A 16,501-nucleotide genomic window follows, 5' to 3' on the forward strand; every position below is an offset into this window, starting at 1 on the left:
ACCTATATCTCCCACAACCCTAATGTCGGCAGCTACAGATGTTTATCAGCGACAGCTGTTGGGGAACACGTTCCCATCCGGTGCTGCATCCGTCCGGCGGGACGGATGCGGCACCTTCGTGCGCGCCGGCGCCCGTCATTGGTCCGGACGAATGACGGTGCTTCCGGGCGGTTGACGCGCGTCGACTCCAGCGGCCACGCTGCACACGGCAGCACGCATGGCAGGTGCACATCAACCCACCGACGGAGGCCCGCACGATGCCCGGACGCGCTCTCACCTCACTCCTCCCCAGACTCCTGCTCGCCTTCGCCCTGCTGGTCACCGGCATGGCGGGCGTGGTCGCCACCGCCGGGACCGCCCGGGCGGACGCCTGCTACACCTGGTCCCGCACCCTGTCCCAGGGCGCCACCGGCGCCGACGTGACCCAGCTGCAGATCCGCGTGGCCGGGTACCCCGGCTACGGAGGCGTGCTCGCGATCGACGGGTCCTACGGGCCCGCCACCGTCGCCGCCGTCAAGCGCTTCCAGACCGCGTACGGCCTCGCCGCCGACGGCGTCGCGGGACCCGCGACCTTCTCGAAGATCTACGGGCTCCAGGACGACGACTGCACGCCGATCCACTTCTCCTACGCCGAACTGAACAACTGCAACAGCACCTGGGCGGGAGGCGCGGTGAGCGCGGCCACCGCCAAGTCCAACGCCCTGCGGACCATGTGGAAGCTGGAGGCACTGCGGCACGCCCTCGGCGACGCGTCGATCCGGGTCACCAGCGGCTTCCGCAGCCACGCCTGCAACGACGCGGTCGGCGGCGCCTCGTCGAGCCGTCACCTGTACGGCGACGCGGCCGACCTCGGCGCCGGCCCGCACTCGCTGTGCCGGCTGGCCCAGCAGGCCCGCAACCACGGGTTCAACGGGATCCTCGGCCCCGGCTACGCGGGCCACGACGACCACACCCACCTCGACCACCGCGACAGCCGCTTCTGGTCCGCCCCCAGCTGCGGCATCTGACACCCGTCCCCCTGAGCGCGGACGCGCTCGGGGGGACTCCCGCACCACCGGCTCCGCCGACGTGACACACCCCGGCGGCAGGCACCCGCCGGACCACGACCCCGGCCCGCCCGCGCCCGACAGGACTCCCGTACCGGCGACTCCGTCGAAGCGACGTGCCCCGACGGCCGGCCCCGCCGGAGCGTCCTCCCGGCGGTCCCCGCCGGAGCACCGCCCGGCCGCCCCAGCCGGAGCGCGCGCCCGGTCCGCCCGCGCTCAGCAGGACTCCCGCACCACCAGCTCCGTCGGGAGGACATGGCGGCCGGCGCTCTCCGGAGCGCCCGCGATCTCCCGGAGCAGCATCCGCGCCATCGTGCGGCCCATCTCCTCGATGGGCTGCCGCACGCTCGTCAGCGGTGGGTCCATCAGCCGCGCGACCGGCGAGTCGTCGACCCCGACGAGTGCCACGTCCTCGGGCACCCGCCGCCCCGCCTCCCGCAGCGCCCCGCGCGCGCCCGCCGCCATCACGTCGGAGGCGGCGAAGACGGCGTCGAGGTCCGGGCTGCGGTCGAGCAGCTCCCGCATGGCCCGCCGGCCGCCCTCCTCGGTGAAGTCGCCGGTCGAGACCAGTGCCTCGTCGGGCCCGAGTCCGGCCTCCGTGAGGCCCGCCCGGTAGCCGCCGAGGCGGGCGCGGGCCACGTACATGTCGAGCGGTCCCGTGACGGTCGCGATCCTGCTCCGTCCGCGTGCCACGAGGTGGGCGACCGCGGCCCGTCCGGCGCCGATGTTGTCGGAGTCGACGTACGGCACGGGCTCCGCCTCCGCGCGGCGCCCGTTCATGACCACCGGGATGCCCAGTTCCCTGATCCGGTCGGGCAGCGGGTCGTCGCCGTGGACGGAGGCGAGCAGCACCCCGTCGACGCGCTGGGCGGCGAGGTACTGTTCGAAGCGCTGCCGCTCCTGTTCGCTGCGGACCAGGGTGAGGAGCAACTGCTTGTCGGCTTCGGCGAGTTCGGCGCTGACGCCGCGGATGAGGTCGAGGAAGTAGGGCTCGGCGAAGAGCCGGGCCTCGGCCTCGGGGATGACCAGCGCGATCGCGTCCGTACGGCTGCCGGCCAGGGCGCGGGCGGCCTGGTTGGGGACGTAGCCGAGTTCGGCGACGGCTCTGGCGACGGCCGTTCTGGTCTGCTCGCTCACCCGGGGGGAGCCGTTGATCACCCGGGAGACCGTGCCCCGGCCGACCCCCGCCCTGGCGGCCACCTGCTCCAGAGTGGGTCTGCCGCTCTGCCGTGCGCTCACAACTCCCGAACTCCCCTCGTAGGACAACGTGCAGCTCACCACGGCCCTCCGGGGACGGAAGCAGAGGTGGGAGCGCTCCCACGATAGTCCACTTCCGCACCCGTGCGCCATGAGCGTGCGTTCAGGAGATGACGCGACCGTCCACACAACGGGCCCCGAAACCCCCGGAAAACCTTCCGGTAACGAATCCGCGTTCATGTCTTGACACCCGCACCCGCCAGGCAGCAACCTTCCGGCAACGACGTGGGAGCGCTCCCATTCGGGAACGCGTACAGCCTTCATCAGGTCCTGGCAGGCGCCGCCGAGCCGCGATCAGCCGGCCGGGCCTCTTGGCGCACAACGAGCACCACCTTGGACGAGGAGAGTGGAATGCGCACTTCCAGCAGCAGACGCGGACGCCGTGCGGCGATCGCGGCGGTCGCCGTCGTCGTGACCGGCACGACCCTGCTCACCGGTTGCGGCAGCGACGAGGACAACGGCAAGGGCGGCACCGGCGCCAAGCCCGGCGAGAAGATCACGCTGCGGATCGGGACCTTCGGTTCCTTCGGCTACGACAACAAGACCGGCGCCAAGCTCTACGCCGAGTACGAGCGGCTCCACCCCAACATCAAGATCGAAGAGTCGAACGTCTCCGACGGCCAGAAGTACTGGGACACCCTGAAGCTGCGCCTCTCCCAGAACAGCGGCGTCGCCGACATCCAGGCCGTCGAGGTCGGCTACATCGCCGAGGCGACCGGCACCGCCATGGCCGGTAAGTGGGTCGACCTGAGCAAGGAGGGCGGCGCCAAGCCCGAGGACTTCCTCGACTGGAAGGTCAAGCAGGCGACGACCGCCGACGGCAAGCTCATCGCCCTCGGCACCGACATCGGCCCCATGGCCGTCTGCTACAACAAGGACCTCTTCGCCAAGGCCAAGCTGCCCACCGACCGCGACGCCGTCGCCAAGCTGTGGGCCGGCGACTGGGACAAGTTCATCGAGATCGGCGAGAAGTACAAGGCGGCCGCGCCCGCGGGCACCTCCTTCCACGACTCGGCGAGCGGCCTCTTCAACGCCGTCGTCTCCAGCGACCCGGTGCAGTACGCCAACACCAGCGGCGAGCTCGACTGGGAGAACAGCCCCGGCGTGAAGAAGGCCTGGGACACGGCCGTCAAGGCGGCCCAGGGCGGCCTCACCGCCAAGCTGCGCCAGTTCGACGAGAAGGGCACCTGGAACGCGGGCTTCAAGAACTCGAAGTTCGCCACCGTCGCCTGCCCCAGCTGGATGACCGGCATCATCAAGGACCAGGCGGGCCCGGCCAACCAGGGCAAGTGGGACATCGCCGCACCTCCGGTCGCCGGCAACTGGGGCGGCTCCTTCCTCGCCGTGCCGAAGGCCGGCAAGCACACCAAGGAGGCCGCCGAGCTCGCCGCCTGGCTGACCGCGCCCGAGCAGCACGCGAAGGTGTTCGCGGTCAACGGCAACATCCCCTCGTCCAAGGACACGCTCTCCTCCTCGGCGGTCCAGGACGCGAAGCTGCCGTACTTCGGCGAGACCCCGGTCGGCAAGATCTTCTCCAGCGCGGCGGCCGGCATCACCCCCGCCGTGATCAGCCGCTACGACGGCCAGGTGAAGACCTTCCTCACCGACAACGGCATCCTCGACATCGAGCAGCGCGGCACCGACCCGGCGAAGGCCTGGGAGAACGTCAAGAAGCTGGTCGACGACAAGATCGACCAGTAGCGGGGGCGCCTGCCGGTCCGCCGCCCGTGGGCGGCGGACCGGCACCGTCCGCACCACCGCACGCATCGACCTGGAAGGACGCCCCCGTGGCCACCTCCGTTCGGGCGAGGCCGGACGGCTCCCCGCCGCCCGCCGCACCGCCCTCCTCCTCCGGCCCGCGTGGCCGCCACTCCGCCCGGGGCGGCTGGCGCAGCACGCTCTACCGCTGGGACCTCAAGGCGATCCCGTACGTCTTCATCGCCCCCTTCTTCCTCACCTTCGCCGCCTTCGGGCTCTTCCCGCTGATCTACACCGGCTGGCTCTCGCTCAACCGGGTCGAACTCGGCGGCGACCCGACCTGGAAGGGCCTGGAGAACTACACCGACCTCGCGACCAGCGAGTTCTTCTGGAACGCGCTCTTCAACACCTTCACCATCGGGATCATCTCGACCGTTCCCCAGCTGCTCATGGCCCTGGGCCTGGCGCACCTGCTCAACTACAAGCTCCGCGGCCGAGGCTTCTTCCGGGTCGCGATCCTCGCCCCGTACGCCACTTCGATCGCGGCGGCGACGCTGGTCTTCGCCCAGCTGTTCAACACCGACTACGGGATGATCAACGGCGTCCTGGGCTGGTTCGGGTTCGACCCGGTGAACTGGGAGTCGTCCAAGTGGCCGGCGCAGATCGCCATCTCGGTGATCGTCACCTGGCGCTGGACCGGCTACAACGCCCTGATCTACCTGGCCGCCATGCAGGCGGTGCCGCAGGACCTGTACGAGGCGGCCTCCCTGGACGGGGCCTCGCGCTGGCGCCAGTTCATCAGCGTCACCATCCCCTCCATCCGGCCGACCATCCTCTTCACGATCATCGTCTCCACCATCGGCGCCACCCAGCTCTTCGGCGAGCCGATGCTCTTCGGCGGCAGCGTCGGCATCAGCGGCGGCAGCGGCAACCAGTTCCAGACGCTGAGCCTGCTGATGTACGAGAAGGGGTGGGTGACCGGCGCGCTGGGCCAGGCCTCGGCGATCGCCTGGGTCATGCTCCTGCTCCTGCTCCTGATCGGCGGCGTCCAGGCGCTCGTCTCCCGCCACAACCGCAAGAAGCTGGGGGGCTGACCTCATGGCCCGCACACTCGACACGACGCCGGCCGAGGCCGAGGCCCCGGCGGCCCGGTCCGGACTCCGCTTCCGGCAGTCCGCCGGCCGCCAGCACCACGCGGGACCGCTGACCTACGTCCTGCTCGCCGTGGCCGCGTTCGTCTCGCTCTTCCCGCTGTACTGGAACGTGGTCGCCGCCTCGCACACCGGCGAGCGGGTCGTGGAGGCCCCGGCGCCGCTGCTGCCCGGCAAACGCCTCCTGGACAACCTGAGCTTCGCCTGGAACCAGGTGGACATGGGCGAGGCGCTGATCAACACGACGATCGTGGCGAGCCTGGTGGCACTGTCCACCGTGCTGTTCTCCACCCTCGCCGGCTTCGCCTTCGCCAAGCTGCCCTTCAAGGGCCGGGGCATGCTGCTCTCCCTGGTGGTCGCCACCATGACGATCCCGCCGCAGCTCAGCGTCATCCCGCTGTACCAGATCATCACCGACCTCGGCTGGTTCGACCAGCTCCAGTCGGTCGTCCTGCCCTCCCTGGTCGCCGCCTTCGGCGTGTTCTTCATGCGCCAGTTCCTGGTGGAGGCCCTGCCGATGGAGCTGGTGGAGGCGGCCCGGATGGACGGGGCGCACAGCCTGCGGATCATCTGGCACGTGGTGTTCCCGATCGCCCGGCCGGCCATGGCCGTGCTCGGCATGCTGGTCTTCGTCCAGGCGTGGAACGACTTCTTCTGGCCGTTCATCGCGCTCACCCCGGACGGCAGCCCCACCCTTCAGGTGGCGCTCGCCGGACTCGGCGCGGGAAACCACACGGTGGACCACTCCATCGTGCTGACCGGCGCCCTGATATCCACCGTGCCACTGCTGCTCGTCTTCGCCTTCCTCGGCAAGCACATCGTGGGCGGCATCACGGCCGGCGCCGTCAAGAGCTGACCGGCCGCTCTCCGCAGGGCCTGCCCGTTCCGGGCCGCACACCCGCTCCGGGCCGCACGCCCTCTGTCGTACCGCACGTACCGAACGTACCGACCCCGTACCCGTGTTGGGAGCTCTCTCCTATGACCGCGTCCGAAACCCGGCCGCTCACCGCCACCCGCTCGTTCCCGTCCGACTTCCTCTGGGGCGCGGCCACCGCCGCGTACCAGATCGAGGGAGCGGCGGCGGAGGACGGCCGTACCCCGTCCATCTGGGACACCTTCTCGCACACCCCCGGAAAGGTCTTCGAGGGCCACACCGGCGACGTCGCCGTGGACCACTACCACCGGTTCCGCGAGGACGTCGGCATCATGTCCGAACTCGGCCTGAACGCCTACCGGTTCTCCGTCTCCTGGTCCCGGGTCCAGCCCACCGGCCGGGGGCCCGCCGTCCAGAAGGGCCTCGACTTCTACCGCTCGCTCGTCGACGAGCTGCTCGCCGCCGGGATCGAGCCGGCCCTCACCCTCTACCACTGGGACCTGCCGCAGGAGCTGGAGGACGCGGGCGGCTGGCCCGAGCGGGCGACCGCCGAGCGGTTCGCCGAGTACGCGGGCATCGTCGCCGACGCGGTCGGCGACCGGGTCAAGCGGTGGACCACGCTCAACGAGCCCTGGTGCAGTGCCTTCCTGGGGTACGGCTCCGGGGTCCACGCCCCCGGCCGCACGGACGCGGTCGCCTCCCTGCGGGCCGCGCACCACCTCAACCTGGGCCACGGTCTCGCGGTCCAGGCGCTGCGGGCCGCGATGCCGGCGGACCGTCAGATCTCGGTCTCCCTCAACCTGCACGAGGTGCGCCCGCTGACCGGTTCGGCGGCGGACGCGGAGGCGGCCCGCCGGATCGACGCGGTGGGCAACCGGATCTGGCTGGGCCCGATGCTGGAGGGCGCCTACCCGGAGGACCTGATCGCCGACACGGCGCACCTCACGGACTGGTCCTTCGTCCGGGACGGCGACACGGCCGCGGCGCACCAGCCGCTGGATCTGCTCGCCATCAACTACTACGCGCCGACCATCGTCTCCGAGGTCCCGGAGGGGGCCGAGAAGCCCCAGGACGACGGTCACGGCAACAGCGAGTTCTCGCCGTGGCCCGGCGCCGACTCGGTCGCCTTCCACCGGGGTCCCGGCGAGCCGACCGCGATGGGCTGGGCGGTCGACCCGAGCGCCCTCTACGACCTGCTGAAGCGGGTGTCCGACGCGTATCCGCAACTCCCGCTGGTCATCAGCGAGAACGGGGCGGCGTACGAGGACGTGGTCTCCCCGGACGGCTCGGTGCACGACCCGCAGCGCGCCGCGTACGTGCACGCGCACCTGGAGGCCGTGCACCGGGCGATCAGCGACGGCGTGGACGTGCGCGGCTACTTCCTGTGGTCGCTGCTCGACAACTTCGAGTGGGCGTACGGCTACGCGAAGCGGTTCGGGGCGGTCCGGGTGGACTACGACACCCTGGAGCGGACCCCCAAGTCGAGTGCCCGCTGGTACGCGCGGGTGGCGCGGACGGGTGAGCTGCACGCCCCTGATGCCGCGTCCTGACGTCCCACGACGGGGAAGGCCGTGCCGGGTTCGCCGGCACGGCCTTCCTTCACGGGGTGGGCGTCGGTCAGATGTCGATGACCCGGTAGCCGATGACGTACACGCCGCCGGATCCCTCGACGGAGCGCCACTGGGTCTCGGCGCCGACCTCGCTGCCGGTGACGAGCGTGGCGCCGAGCTTGTCGTCGCCGCTGGTCGAGTCGTAGTCCCAGAGGGTCATCGTGCGGGCCTGCTCCTTGCCGAGGATGAGGGCCGCGTTGCCGTTGCCGTCGGCCATGGAGCGGACGTAACCGCTGCCCATGGTCTGGTACTTGATGCCGTTGCCGGGCCAGACCTTGACGGCGTTGCCGTTGGCGTCGGTGATCTTGAGGTACGCCTCGTCGTGGTCGCCCTCGCTGTTCTTCTGGCAGTGCAGCTCGACCAGTTCGATCCGCACGTAGTCGATCGGCTCGGCCTGTGCGGTGCCGGCGAAGGCGGCGACGCTGCCGAGTGCGAGGAGCGCGGTGGCCGCGGTGCGGACGAATCGGTTCTTGCGCATGTGGTCCCCCCACATGTCGGGTCACTCGTGTGACGGTGGTTCCGGCCCGCCTCTTCCGGGCGGGTCCGGTGTGCCGTTCCCCTCGGCACATCACCTACTGTGCCCGTCCGGCGCGCCCGGTTCTACGCGCGTTCCGCTGGACGGAACAGCGCCGTTCGACGGTGGTTCAGAGCACGGGGGCGGCGGCGGGCGGGAGCGTTCTCCGCGGCCCGCCGCTCCGGGCGAGCGCGCGGCTGACCGCGGCCCCGGCCTCGGTGACGGCCCGGGCGAGCGCGTCGAGCGGCCGGCCCGCCTGCACCATGCCGGCGAGGGCCCCGACCGTACGCCCGTCCGGGGTGCGGACCGGCAGCGAGGCGCAGCACACGCCGTCCATCACGTCCTCCCGGTCGAGGATCGCGCCGCCGCGGAGCGGTCCCCGCAGGGCCTTTCCCGCGGCGGTGTCGAGCCGGAACGCGATGCCGTCCCGTACCGGGAAGAGCGGTTCGAGGTCCCCCGGCACCGAGCCGACGGTGATCGCCATGTCCTCGCGCAGCACGGCGAGGACCACGCTCGCGCCGGTGGCGGCCCTGAGCCGCTGGAGCGGCAGCCGGGCGGCGGACCGCAGACCGGGGTGCGGCTCCCAGGCCTGGCCGAGGCGGTACAGCTGGGGGCCGACCCGGTAGCGGTTGCCCTTCCGCTCGACGGCGCCGAGCGTGACCAGCTGGTCGAGGAGCCGGTGGACGCTGCCCTTGGGGACCCCGCAGGCCAGCGCCAGTTCGGTCACCCCGGCCTCGTCGCCGCTCCGGCGCAGGGCGTCGAGCAGCGCGAACGCCCCCTCCAGCACTCCCCGGCCACGCTCCCGCCCGGTGCCGCCGGCGCTCAGCCGCGCTTCCGCGTCGGCGTGCGCCCGTACCTCCGTGTCGCCGCTCAGCCGCGCCTCCGCGCCGCCGTGCGCCCGTGCCTCCGTGTCGGCGTGGGCCCGGCCGGGTCGGCCGCCGCGTTCCGGTCGCCGTACGCCGGCGTGTGCCCGGCCGAGATCGTCTCTGCCCGCTCCACGTCCCTCACCGGTGTCCATGAGTCCCCCCGACTCCGCACGCCCGGCCGTGACCCCGACGGCACGGCTCCGGGCCTGCCTCCCACCATGCCGCAGACCGGACGATTCCGGCGAAGGGCTTGCCTCCTCCGTCGTGTCGCGGGCAAAACGCGCCTTAGGGTGTCGGAACATGAGAGACGTTCAACCGCCCGCCTCCCGGTCCCGTCGGCGCAGGACCGCCGGCCTGGTCGCCGTCGCCCTGGCCACCGCCGTCGCGGGCCTCGCGACGGCCTTCGCCGCCGACCCGCCCTCCCGGTCCGCGCCCCGCCCCGGACCGGAGGCGACGACGCCGGCGAGCCCCTGGATGCGGGTGCCCGGAGGGCCGCCGACGGTGATCGCCCACCGGGGTGCCTCGTCGGCCGCCCCCGAGAACACCCTGGTCTCCGGCGAGGTGGCCCGGCGGGGCGGGACCGTCTGGATCGAGAACGACGTCCAGCCCAGCGAGGACGGCGTGCCGTACGTCCTGCACGACCCGACCGTCGACCGGACGACCGACGGCACGGGCCCGATCCGTTCCCTGACCTCCGCGCAGCTGGACACCCTGGACGCCGGCTCCTGGTTCGCCCCCGCCTACGCCGGGGTCCGGGTCCCGACCCTGGCCGCCCAGTTGGCGGACCTCAGGCAGCGCGGCGGGAAGCTGCTCCTGGAGATCAAGGGCCGGCACAGCCGCGCCGACGTGGACCGGATCGTGCGGGAGATCCGCGGCCAGGGCATGACCGACCGGGTCTTCGTCCAGAGCTTCGACATCTCCTCCCTGCGGTACGCCCACGAGCTCGCTCCCGAACTGCCGCTGGGCCTGCTGCGCGACACCCTGGACGCGGACCCGGTCGCGCTCGCCGAGGAGCTGGGCCTCGCCGCGTACAACGCCTCGGACGCCGCCCTGTCCACCCGTCCGGGGCTCGTCTCCGAACTGCACGCCGCGGGGCTCGCCGTCTACGTGTGGACGGTCGACAGGCCGGCCCGCTGGAAGGCCCTGGACGCGCTCGGCGTGGACGGCATCATCACCAACCGTCCGACCGAGCTGGGCGGCTGGTGGGCCGGCCGTACGGTCTGAGCGGCCGTCGGCCCGCCCGGCGTTCCGCGCGTGGTCCGTACCCCTACGGCGTGACCTTGATGTCGTCGACGAAGGACCGGACCATGATCGCGGCGGTGAAGATGACGGTTCCGGGCTTGATGAGGCCGTCGTCGCCCTTCACCTGGACGGTGCGCTCCCCCAGGAAGGTGAAGGTCTTGCTGTCGAAGATCCATTCGGTGCGTGCCCCGCTGGTCTCGTCGAGCCGCGCGACCGCGACTCCCTTGCGGCCGACGGCGTCGGTGGCGCTGTCCACCAGGACGACGCCGGGGATCTTCGCGGCGGCCCGGTAGAGCGCCGCCGTGAGCCGGGGAGTCGGCCAGCTCTCGACGAGCAGGTCCCCGATGGTGGTGAAGGCCTGCTGGTCCTTGCCGTTGCCCTGCCCCTCGGTCTCCTCGTAGATCTTCCGCAGCAGGGCATCGGGGTCGGTGGGGAGGGTGGCGAGGTAGTCGTGCGAGGGGGCTCCGAGGTGCGGCTTCGGCGTGTTGCCGGTCTCGTCGGTGCCTTCCAGGGTGATGCCCTCGGGGCCGGTGGTGCCGGGCTCGATGAGCCAGCCCCTGAGACCGTCGGGGGAGCGCCAGGACTGCCGGGTGTGCAGGGGCCGGCTGACGACGCTGCTGACGCCGTCGACGGTCCTCACGTGCGTGCCCGCGGTCCGCGTCTCGATGTAGACGTACTGGCCCGCGCGGCTCTTCGGGGCGTCCGCCCCGGCCGCGGCCAGCGAGATCCGGTCGAGGAAGCGGGGCGCTCCGTGGGCGTCGACGGCGCCGATGCTGGTGGTGAGGGCGGGTCCGGCGGCGAGTTCGGCGGGCTCCTGGGGTCCGCCGGGGGTGAGGACGAGGACGCCGACGGCGAGTGCGCCTGCGAGCGCGGTCGCGGCCGGCAGGAGGACCGCCTTCCGCAGGAAGGGGTTGCGCCGGGCGGCGGCGCGGCGGTCGTCGTGGATCTGGCTCATCAGGCGCTCCTTGTGGAACTGGTGGCGGCCCGGAGGAAGGTCGTGTTCCTCGGTCGCCGGGAGGTCTCCGCTCGCGAGCCGGTTCGCCGTACGGGGCTGGTTCGGGTCGGGGTTCATCGGATTCCTTCCTGCGCGGGCCGGACCGCGTTCACGCGATCACCTGTTGTCTGTCGGGGGCGGGACGCGGGTTCCCGTTTTTCCTTGGCGAGTTCTTCTGATTCGAGGGCGAGTTCGGCCTCGGCGCCGGCCCGGAGCCTGGCGCGGGCGCGGGAGAGCCGGGAGCGGACGGTGCCGACGGGGACGCGCAGGGCTCTGGCGACGTCGGTGTAGGCGAGGCCCTCCCAGAGGCAGAGTACGAGGACCTCGCGTTCGGTGCGGCGGAGCGTGCCGAGGGCCCGGAGCGTGGCCGCGATGCGGCGCCGGTCGTCGAGCCGGCCGGCGACCTCGGCGGCGTGGTCGGGCACGGAGGCCTCGGCCGGGCCCGCGGCGGCGTACGCGGCGGCGGCGGCCCGGTAGCGGCGGTTGCCCCGGCAGTGGTTGCGGGCCACGTTGGTGGCGACGCCGAGCAGCCAGGGCCGGAGCGAACCCCCTTCGGGGTCCACCTTCCGCCGCAGCCGCCAGGCCTCCAGGAAGGTCGCCGCCATCACGTCCTCGGCGACCGACCAGTCTCCGGTCAGCCGGAAGGCGTGGTTGTAGACGCTCCGGGCGTAGGAGTCGAAGAGTTCGGCGAAGGCCGAGGGGTCTCCGTCCCGGATCCGTGCGCGTGTGTCTGTGTTCACGTCTCTCGTCTGTCCGGGCCCGGGGACGGGTTCCCGTGACGACGGTCACACCAGGAGGTCAGTTCTTCCAGGAGGTCGGGGTTGACCACGCGCAGGATCGTCGCGACCTGCCCGGGATCGGCCGCCGCCCACAACACCTCGCGTGCCGACCGGTACTTGGCGGCGAGCCGGGCCCGGCGGTCGGGCGGCAGCGCGGCGGCCCGGTCCCGGCGGCTGTTGTGCGCGTTGTCGGCGATCTTCACGAGGGTGGCGTCGGGATCCTCCGTGATGCGGCGGATCTTCTCCTCGTAGGGGGTGCCGGGCCGGTTGGTGACGGCCTCGACGATGTCGACGACCCGGTCGGGGACGCCGGCGGCGCGGAGCCGCTCCGCCGTCCACGGGGTGTCCTCGACGACGTCGTGGAGGAGCCCGGCCATGACCAGGTGGGGGCCGAACGGCTCAAGGCCTGCGGCGACCGCGCGGACGTGTGCGACGTAGGGGACACCGATCTTGTCGGTCTGTCCGGCGTGCGCCCGGCCGGCGAGCGCGTCCACCTCGGCGAGTGTCTTCATCGCCCCATCATCGCGGGGCGCGGATCCGGGGGTCAGGTCAGCAGGTGGTTGGAGTGGGAGGAGCGGCGGGCCGCGGCGAGGAGGGCGTGGATCCGGGGGCCGGCCTGGTCGATGTCGGTGACGGGGGTGGGGAAGGGGAGCCGGACGTCCTGGTGGCCCGCGGGGTGTTCGAGCCGCAGGGTGATGCCGTACCGGTCGAGGGCGACGGGGAGGGCGCGGACCATGTCCCGGTCGGGGCGGGGCCGGACGAGGCGGAGGAGCAGGGGCACGAGTTCGCCGTGGCCGTCGACGAGGTGGGTCAGCATGGACGCCTCGCAGGTGGCCATGGGGTCGATGTCGGTCCCGTGGAGTTCTTCGAGGGTGACGAAGGTCCGGCCGTCGGCTTCCTCCAGGAGGGCCTGGCCGAACTCCATGCAGATGCTCGCGTTCGACTCCGGCTCGTAGGGGGTGGCCAGGAGCCCCGTCAGGGTGACGCGTGCGCGCAGCCGTTCGCGGACGGGGATGGGGGCGATGTCGGTGAACTCCAGGCGTACGGGGATCCGCGCGGCCTGTCCGGCGTGACTCTCCTCGGACGGGTCGTGCAGGTGGACGTGCCCCATCGGCCCGGTGCCGTCGAGGAGGTGCACCTCCTGGTGGACTCCGTCGGAGACGACGGTCATCGAGTGGGCGGCCGCCAGGATCGATCGCACGCGCTCGGCGGGGGTGGGCCGCGTGGCGCGGGGGGTGAAGGGACGCATCCGAGTTCTCCCGGGACAGGTGACGGAGACACTGTGACTTAGGTAAGCCTAAGCTAACCTATCGCCGATGGTGATGGAAGGGGCACCCGCGGCCACCCGGACGGGGCACTCATGGCCACCCGGAAGGGCGATCGACGCCCCATGTGATGATCTCTTCTTCGTCGAGCGGATCCGCGGGGATCCCTGGGGAGAGAGAACATGGCATACACGGACGCCAACGGCGTCGACCTGTCCGGCGTCACCGGCAGGCTCATCCAGACGGTCGACCTGGTGAAGGGCCCGGCCCCTCAGGCGATCGCCACCGACACCGTCAACGGACACGTCTTCGTGCTCCAGGTCGAGAGCTCGGCCACGGCACCGCAGGGCAACCTGTACCTGAACCGCATCGACCGCCGGACCGGCACGGTCACCGGCTCGATGCAGCTGAAGGGCTTCGGACACGGGCTCTCGATGGGCGCCGAGCCGGTGGGCGCCGACACGTACCTCTGGACCGAGGTCGGCCCGCTGCACGTCACCTCGGACGGCACGACCTTCGGCAAGGCCGTCACGCGGTTCCGGTTCGTCGACGGCTCGGTCCTCGACGGAGCGCTCGTACCGCAGGAGCGGAAGTTCACGCCGCCCGGCAGCACCTCGGGCGTCGGCCCGTCGCTCGACCCGGTGAACAACCTGCTGTGCGTCATGTACCACAAGGACGGAAAGCGGCACTTCACCCGGTACGACCCCGCCGCGGCCGCCGCCGGCTCATGGGTCCCGGTGGGCACCACCTTCGTCATGCCGGCCGGTGAGGACGTCACCCCCGCGGTGCCGTCGCCCTACCCGCTGCAAAAGACCCTCGTCTCCCAGGGCTTCACCGCACTGGGCGACGTCCTCTACTCGTACCAATGGGCGCCGTACGACAAGGAGAACAACCCGACGACGGTCCCCAGCGAGTTCCCCGGGATCGCCTTCCTCACCTCGTACTCGTGGACGACCGGCGCGCGCCTCGACCGGCAGGTGGTCACCAACGCCGACGGCCTCACCCGGCGCGAGCCCGAGGGCGTCGCCGTCGAGGTCGACCCCGCGACCGCGGAGACCCGGCTGCTGTTCGGCTTCAGCAACACCGTCCCCGGCACCACGGGTTCGCGTGACGTCACGATCGGCTGGTACCCCACGAAGCCCGCCGTGGACGGGGTCAAGGTGCTCGCGGACTGGGAGGACCTCGCCCTCGCGCCCGGCGTGTCCCCGGGCGCACAGCCCCCGCGCGGACGGCTGATCGCCCTCGCCGGCACCACCTACCTCCAGCTGCGCGGCACCCTCACCTGCTCCCCCGGCCTGACCGCCGACAGCAGGATCGGGACCCTTCCGCACCGGCTGCGCCCGACCCACTTGACCCGCCAGAACGTGCCCCGCAACAACAACACCGGCCGCTGCGTGTGCCGGATCGAGGCGGACGTCCACGGCGCGCTCTGGGCGTACGGCGCCACCAGCGACAACGCCACCACCTGGATCGACCTCGACGGCGTCTCGGTCGCCTGGCGATGACCGCCGGCCGCACCGCGACCGGCCTCCCCGCGGGTCACCCAGGACCCGCCGCGCCCGTCCCCCCGACCACCCGCCTCACCCGATCCGGAGGATCGAGCATGACCCAGCACACCACCAGCCGCCGCTCCCTGCTCACCGCGGCACTGGCCGCACCCGCCGTCGCCGTCGCCGCCCCGCTCCTGACGGCCACCCCGGCCGCCGCCGTGGACCCCGTGGACGGCTGCCAGACCGTCGTGGACTGGACGGCGATCGCCCTGGACCCGGCCGTGACGAACGTGGCCGGCGCGCCGGCCGAGGCCCGCGTGATACGGCTCGCGGGGACGGAGTTCCTCCAGCTGCGCGGCACGGTCACCTGTGACTTCGCCGCCGACGGCCGGCTCGGCACGCTGCCCGCCACCATCCGCCCGCCCAAGCTGACCCGCGGTGTCTGCCCCCGCAACAACAGCCAGGGCATCAACGCCGTCCGCATCGAGGCCAACACGGCCGGCGCCGTCAACGTCTACGGTCCCCAGTCCACGAACAAGGTGACCTGGATCCAGCTGGACAACTTCTCGTCCGTCCTGCGCTGAGTCCGCCGGAACTCCGGCAGGCCCCCGGCAGGCCTCGACAGACCCCCGGCAGACCCTGGGTAGACCCCGGGTAGAACCGCTCCCCCGGCGGGTAGTCCGCCCCGTGACACCCGGGAAAGGGGAGCGGTATGCGGGAAGAGGGTTCCGAGCGGAGACCACTGTCGGCGGCGGAGCTGTTCGACGGTCTGGGGCTCGCGTACGAGCGGGCCTTCGGGCACCTGCCGGCCCAGCTGGCGGCGGTCGACTGGCTCACGGCCCGCCTGGGCCCGGGGGCCCGGGTGCTCGACGTCGGCAGCGGCACCGGGCGGCCGGTCGCGGAGCTGCTCGTCCGGTCGGGGTGCGCGGTGACCGGCATCGACGTGTCCGGCACGATGGTCGACCTGGCCCGTGAGCAGGTGCCCGGCGCCCGGTTCGAGCGGGGCGACGTCCGCGACTTCGACGCTCCGCCGGGGAGCTTCGACGCCGTGTGCGCCTTCTTCCCGCTCCTGATGATGAGCCGGGCGGAGGCGGGCGCCGCCCTGGAGCGGATGGCGGGCTGGCTGGTGCCCGGCGGCCATCTGGTGACCGCCACGGTGCCCGCCGACGTGGACGGCGTGGAGATCGAGTGGATGGGCCGGCCGGTCAGGGTCTCCAGCTTCTCGGCCGAGGAGTACCTGCGCAGGCTCCGGGAGGACTGCGGTCTCGACGTCCTCCATCACGACGTGTCGGTCTTCCGGCCGGAGGACGAGCGGGCGGCCCCGGAGGAGCACCTCTTCTGCTACGCCCGCCGCCCCGGCGTGCCGGGCTGACCCGGCGCCGCCCGGCATCCGCCCGGCCCGGCGCCGCTCACGCCGGGTCAGGGCGCGTCGCCGGACCAGTCGAAGCGGCGGGGGTCGCCGGGGCGCGGCTCGTAGAGGGAGCGGCCGGCGGCGTAGCGGCCGAGCTCCGTCTCCAGGACCGCGCCGGCGGCCCGCTCCCCCGCCGTCCAGCCGGTGACGTCGAGGAGCAGGCCGTCGAGCGGCCCGCCGACCAGTTCGGCGTAGACCCGGCCGGGGCGGGGGCCCGGGCGGGGGTCGTCGTGGTCCTGGCCGTAGACCCGGCCCCTGAGCAGCTCCTCGTCCCTGTCCATACGGTCCAGCGTGCCAGCCACCA

Annotated in this window: 17 protein-coding genes; 9 read left to right on the forward strand and 8 right to left on the reverse strand. The window is 72.4% G+C overall.

The features are described 5' to 3' along the window. Positions 1 to 326: 326 nt before the first annotated feature. Positions 327 to 1,007 carry a D-Ala-D-Ala carboxypeptidase family metallohydrolase gene (locus ACFWUY_RS26750; protein ID WP_384114701.1) on the forward strand — a complete coding sequence of 227 codons (681 nt, stop codon included), beginning with the start codon at positions 327 to 329 and terminating at the stop codon, positions 1,005 to 1,007. Between the two features lie 255 nt (positions 1,008 to 1,262). Here ACFWUY_RS26750 and ACFWUY_RS26755 read toward each other — a convergent pair whose 3' ends face one another. Beyond that, the gene (locus ACFWUY_RS26755) at positions 1,263 to 2,285 is read right to left on the reverse strand and encodes a LacI family DNA-binding transcriptional regulator (RefSeq protein ID WP_384114361.1); all 1,023 of its coding nucleotides are present in this window, start codon (positions 2,283 to 2,285) and stop codon (positions 1,263 to 1,265) included. 369 nt (positions 2,286 to 2,654) lie between these two features. Between ACFWUY_RS26755 and ACFWUY_RS26760 the strand changes: the two genes are divergently transcribed. The 4 genes from ACFWUY_RS26760 (at position 2,655) to ACFWUY_RS26775 (ending at position 7,576) form a co-directional block, all read left to right on the forward strand. Then, on the forward strand, positions 2,655 to 4,004 hold the full coding sequence (locus tag ACFWUY_RS26760) for an ABC transporter substrate-binding protein (RefSeq protein ID WP_384114364.1): 1,350 nt from the start codon (positions 2,655 to 2,657) through the stop codon (positions 4,002 to 4,004). A gap of 86 nt (positions 4,005 to 4,090) precedes the next feature. Continuing rightward, positions 4,091 to 5,095, forward strand: a complete 1,005-nt coding sequence (locus tag ACFWUY_RS26765; protein ID WP_384114367.1) for a carbohydrate ABC transporter permease — start codon at positions 4,091 to 4,093, stop codon at positions 5,093 to 5,095. 4 nt (positions 5,096 to 5,099) lie between these two features. Then, positions 5,100 to 6,008 carry a carbohydrate ABC transporter permease gene (locus tag ACFWUY_RS26770; protein ID WP_384114370.1) on the forward strand — a complete coding sequence of 303 codons (909 nt, stop codon included), beginning with the start codon at positions 5,100 to 5,102 and terminating at the stop codon, positions 6,006 to 6,008. 122 nt (positions 6,009 to 6,130) lie between these two features. Further along, on the forward strand, positions 6,131 to 7,576 hold the full coding sequence (locus tag ACFWUY_RS26775; RefSeq protein ID WP_384114373.1) for a GH1 family beta-glucosidase: 1,446 nt from the start codon (positions 6,131 to 6,133) through the stop codon (positions 7,574 to 7,576). 67 nt (positions 7,577 to 7,643) lie between these two features. On the opposite strand, the gene ACFWUY_RS26780 is transcribed toward ACFWUY_RS26775, so the two are convergent. Then, complete coding sequence (locus ACFWUY_RS26780; RefSeq protein WP_384114376.1) at positions 7,644 to 8,114, reverse strand: hypothetical protein; 471 nt, start codon at positions 8,112 to 8,114, stop codon at positions 7,644 to 7,646. 166 nt (positions 8,115 to 8,280) lie between these two features. Next, a complete protein-coding gene (locus ACFWUY_RS26785; RefSeq protein ID WP_384114379.1) occupies positions 8,281 to 9,168 on the reverse strand; it encodes an IclR family transcriptional regulator in 888 nt (295 codons plus the stop codon). Between the two features lie 148 nt (positions 9,169 to 9,316). Here ACFWUY_RS26785 and ACFWUY_RS26790 point away from each other — a divergent pair, with 148 nt between their 5' ends. Then, positions 9,317 to 10,240: a glycerophosphodiester phosphodiesterase gene (locus ACFWUY_RS26790; protein ID WP_384114384.1), complete on the forward strand. Its 924-nt coding sequence runs from the start codon at positions 9,317 to 9,319 to the stop codon at positions 10,238 to 10,240. A 43-nt stretch (positions 10,241 to 10,283) separates the two neighbouring features. Here the strand turns inward: ACFWUY_RS26790 and ACFWUY_RS26795 are convergent, their stop codons facing one another. The 4 genes from ACFWUY_RS26795 to ACFWUY_RS26810 are packed head-to-tail and all read right to left on the reverse strand — an operon-like array spanning position 10,284 to position 13,280. Further along, a complete protein-coding gene (locus tag ACFWUY_RS26795; protein WP_384114390.1) occupies positions 10,284 to 11,330 on the reverse strand; it encodes a CU044_5270 family protein in 1,047 nt (348 codons plus the stop codon). Next, positions 11,327 to 11,992 (reverse strand): RNA polymerase sigma factor, encoded by a 666-nt coding sequence (locus ACFWUY_RS26800; RefSeq protein ID WP_384114395.1) that lies wholly within the window; start codon positions 11,990 to 11,992, stop codon positions 11,327 to 11,329. Before ACFWUY_RS26800 ends, ACFWUY_RS26795 begins: the two co-directional genes overlap by 4 nt. Further along, positions 11,989 to 12,543 carry an HD domain-containing protein gene (locus ACFWUY_RS26805; RefSeq protein WP_384114400.1) on the reverse strand — a complete coding sequence of 185 codons (555 nt, stop codon included), beginning with the start codon at positions 12,541 to 12,543 and terminating at the stop codon, positions 11,989 to 11,991. Before ACFWUY_RS26805 ends, ACFWUY_RS26800 begins: the two co-directional genes overlap by 4 nt. 32 nt (positions 12,544 to 12,575) lie before the next feature. After that, on the reverse strand, positions 12,576 to 13,280 hold the full coding sequence (locus tag ACFWUY_RS26810) for a DUF2470 domain-containing protein (protein ID WP_384114404.1): 705 nt from the start codon (positions 13,278 to 13,280) through the stop codon (positions 12,576 to 12,578). A 198-nt stretch (positions 13,281 to 13,478) separates the two neighbouring features. Here ACFWUY_RS26810 and ACFWUY_RS26815 point away from each other — a divergent pair, with 198 nt between their 5' ends. The 3 genes from ACFWUY_RS26815 to ACFWUY_RS26825 all read left to right on the forward strand — a co-directional run bounded on the left by ACFWUY_RS26815 (position 13,479) and on the right by ACFWUY_RS26825 (position 16,158). Beyond that, the gene (locus tag ACFWUY_RS26815) at positions 13,479 to 14,801 is read left to right on the forward strand and encodes a hypothetical protein (RefSeq protein ID WP_384114412.1); all 1,323 of its coding nucleotides are present in this window, start codon (positions 13,479 to 13,481) and stop codon (positions 14,799 to 14,801) included. Between the two features lie 98 nt (positions 14,802 to 14,899). Beyond that, on the forward strand, positions 14,900 to 15,370 hold the full coding sequence (locus ACFWUY_RS26820) for a hypothetical protein (protein ID WP_384114417.1): 471 nt from the start codon (positions 14,900 to 14,902) through the stop codon (positions 15,368 to 15,370). A 128-nt stretch (positions 15,371 to 15,498) separates the two neighbouring features. Continuing rightward, positions 15,499 to 16,158: a class I SAM-dependent methyltransferase gene (locus tag ACFWUY_RS26825; RefSeq protein WP_384114421.1), complete on the forward strand. Its 660-nt coding sequence runs from the start codon at positions 15,499 to 15,501 to the stop codon at positions 16,156 to 16,158. A 47-nt stretch (positions 16,159 to 16,205) separates the two neighbouring features. On the opposite strand, the gene ACFWUY_RS26830 is transcribed toward ACFWUY_RS26825, so the two are convergent. After that, positions 16,206 to 16,478, reverse strand: coding sequence for a hypothetical protein (locus ACFWUY_RS26830; RefSeq protein ID WP_384114428.1), 273 nt, complete (start codon positions 16,476 to 16,478; stop codon positions 16,206 to 16,208). Between the last annotated feature and the right edge of the window lie 23 nt (positions 16,479 to 16,501).

This window comes from Streptomyces sp. NPDC058664, from assembly GCF_042716635.1.
Lineage (GTDB): Bacteria > Actinomycetota > Actinomycetes > Streptomycetales > Streptomycetaceae > Streptomyces.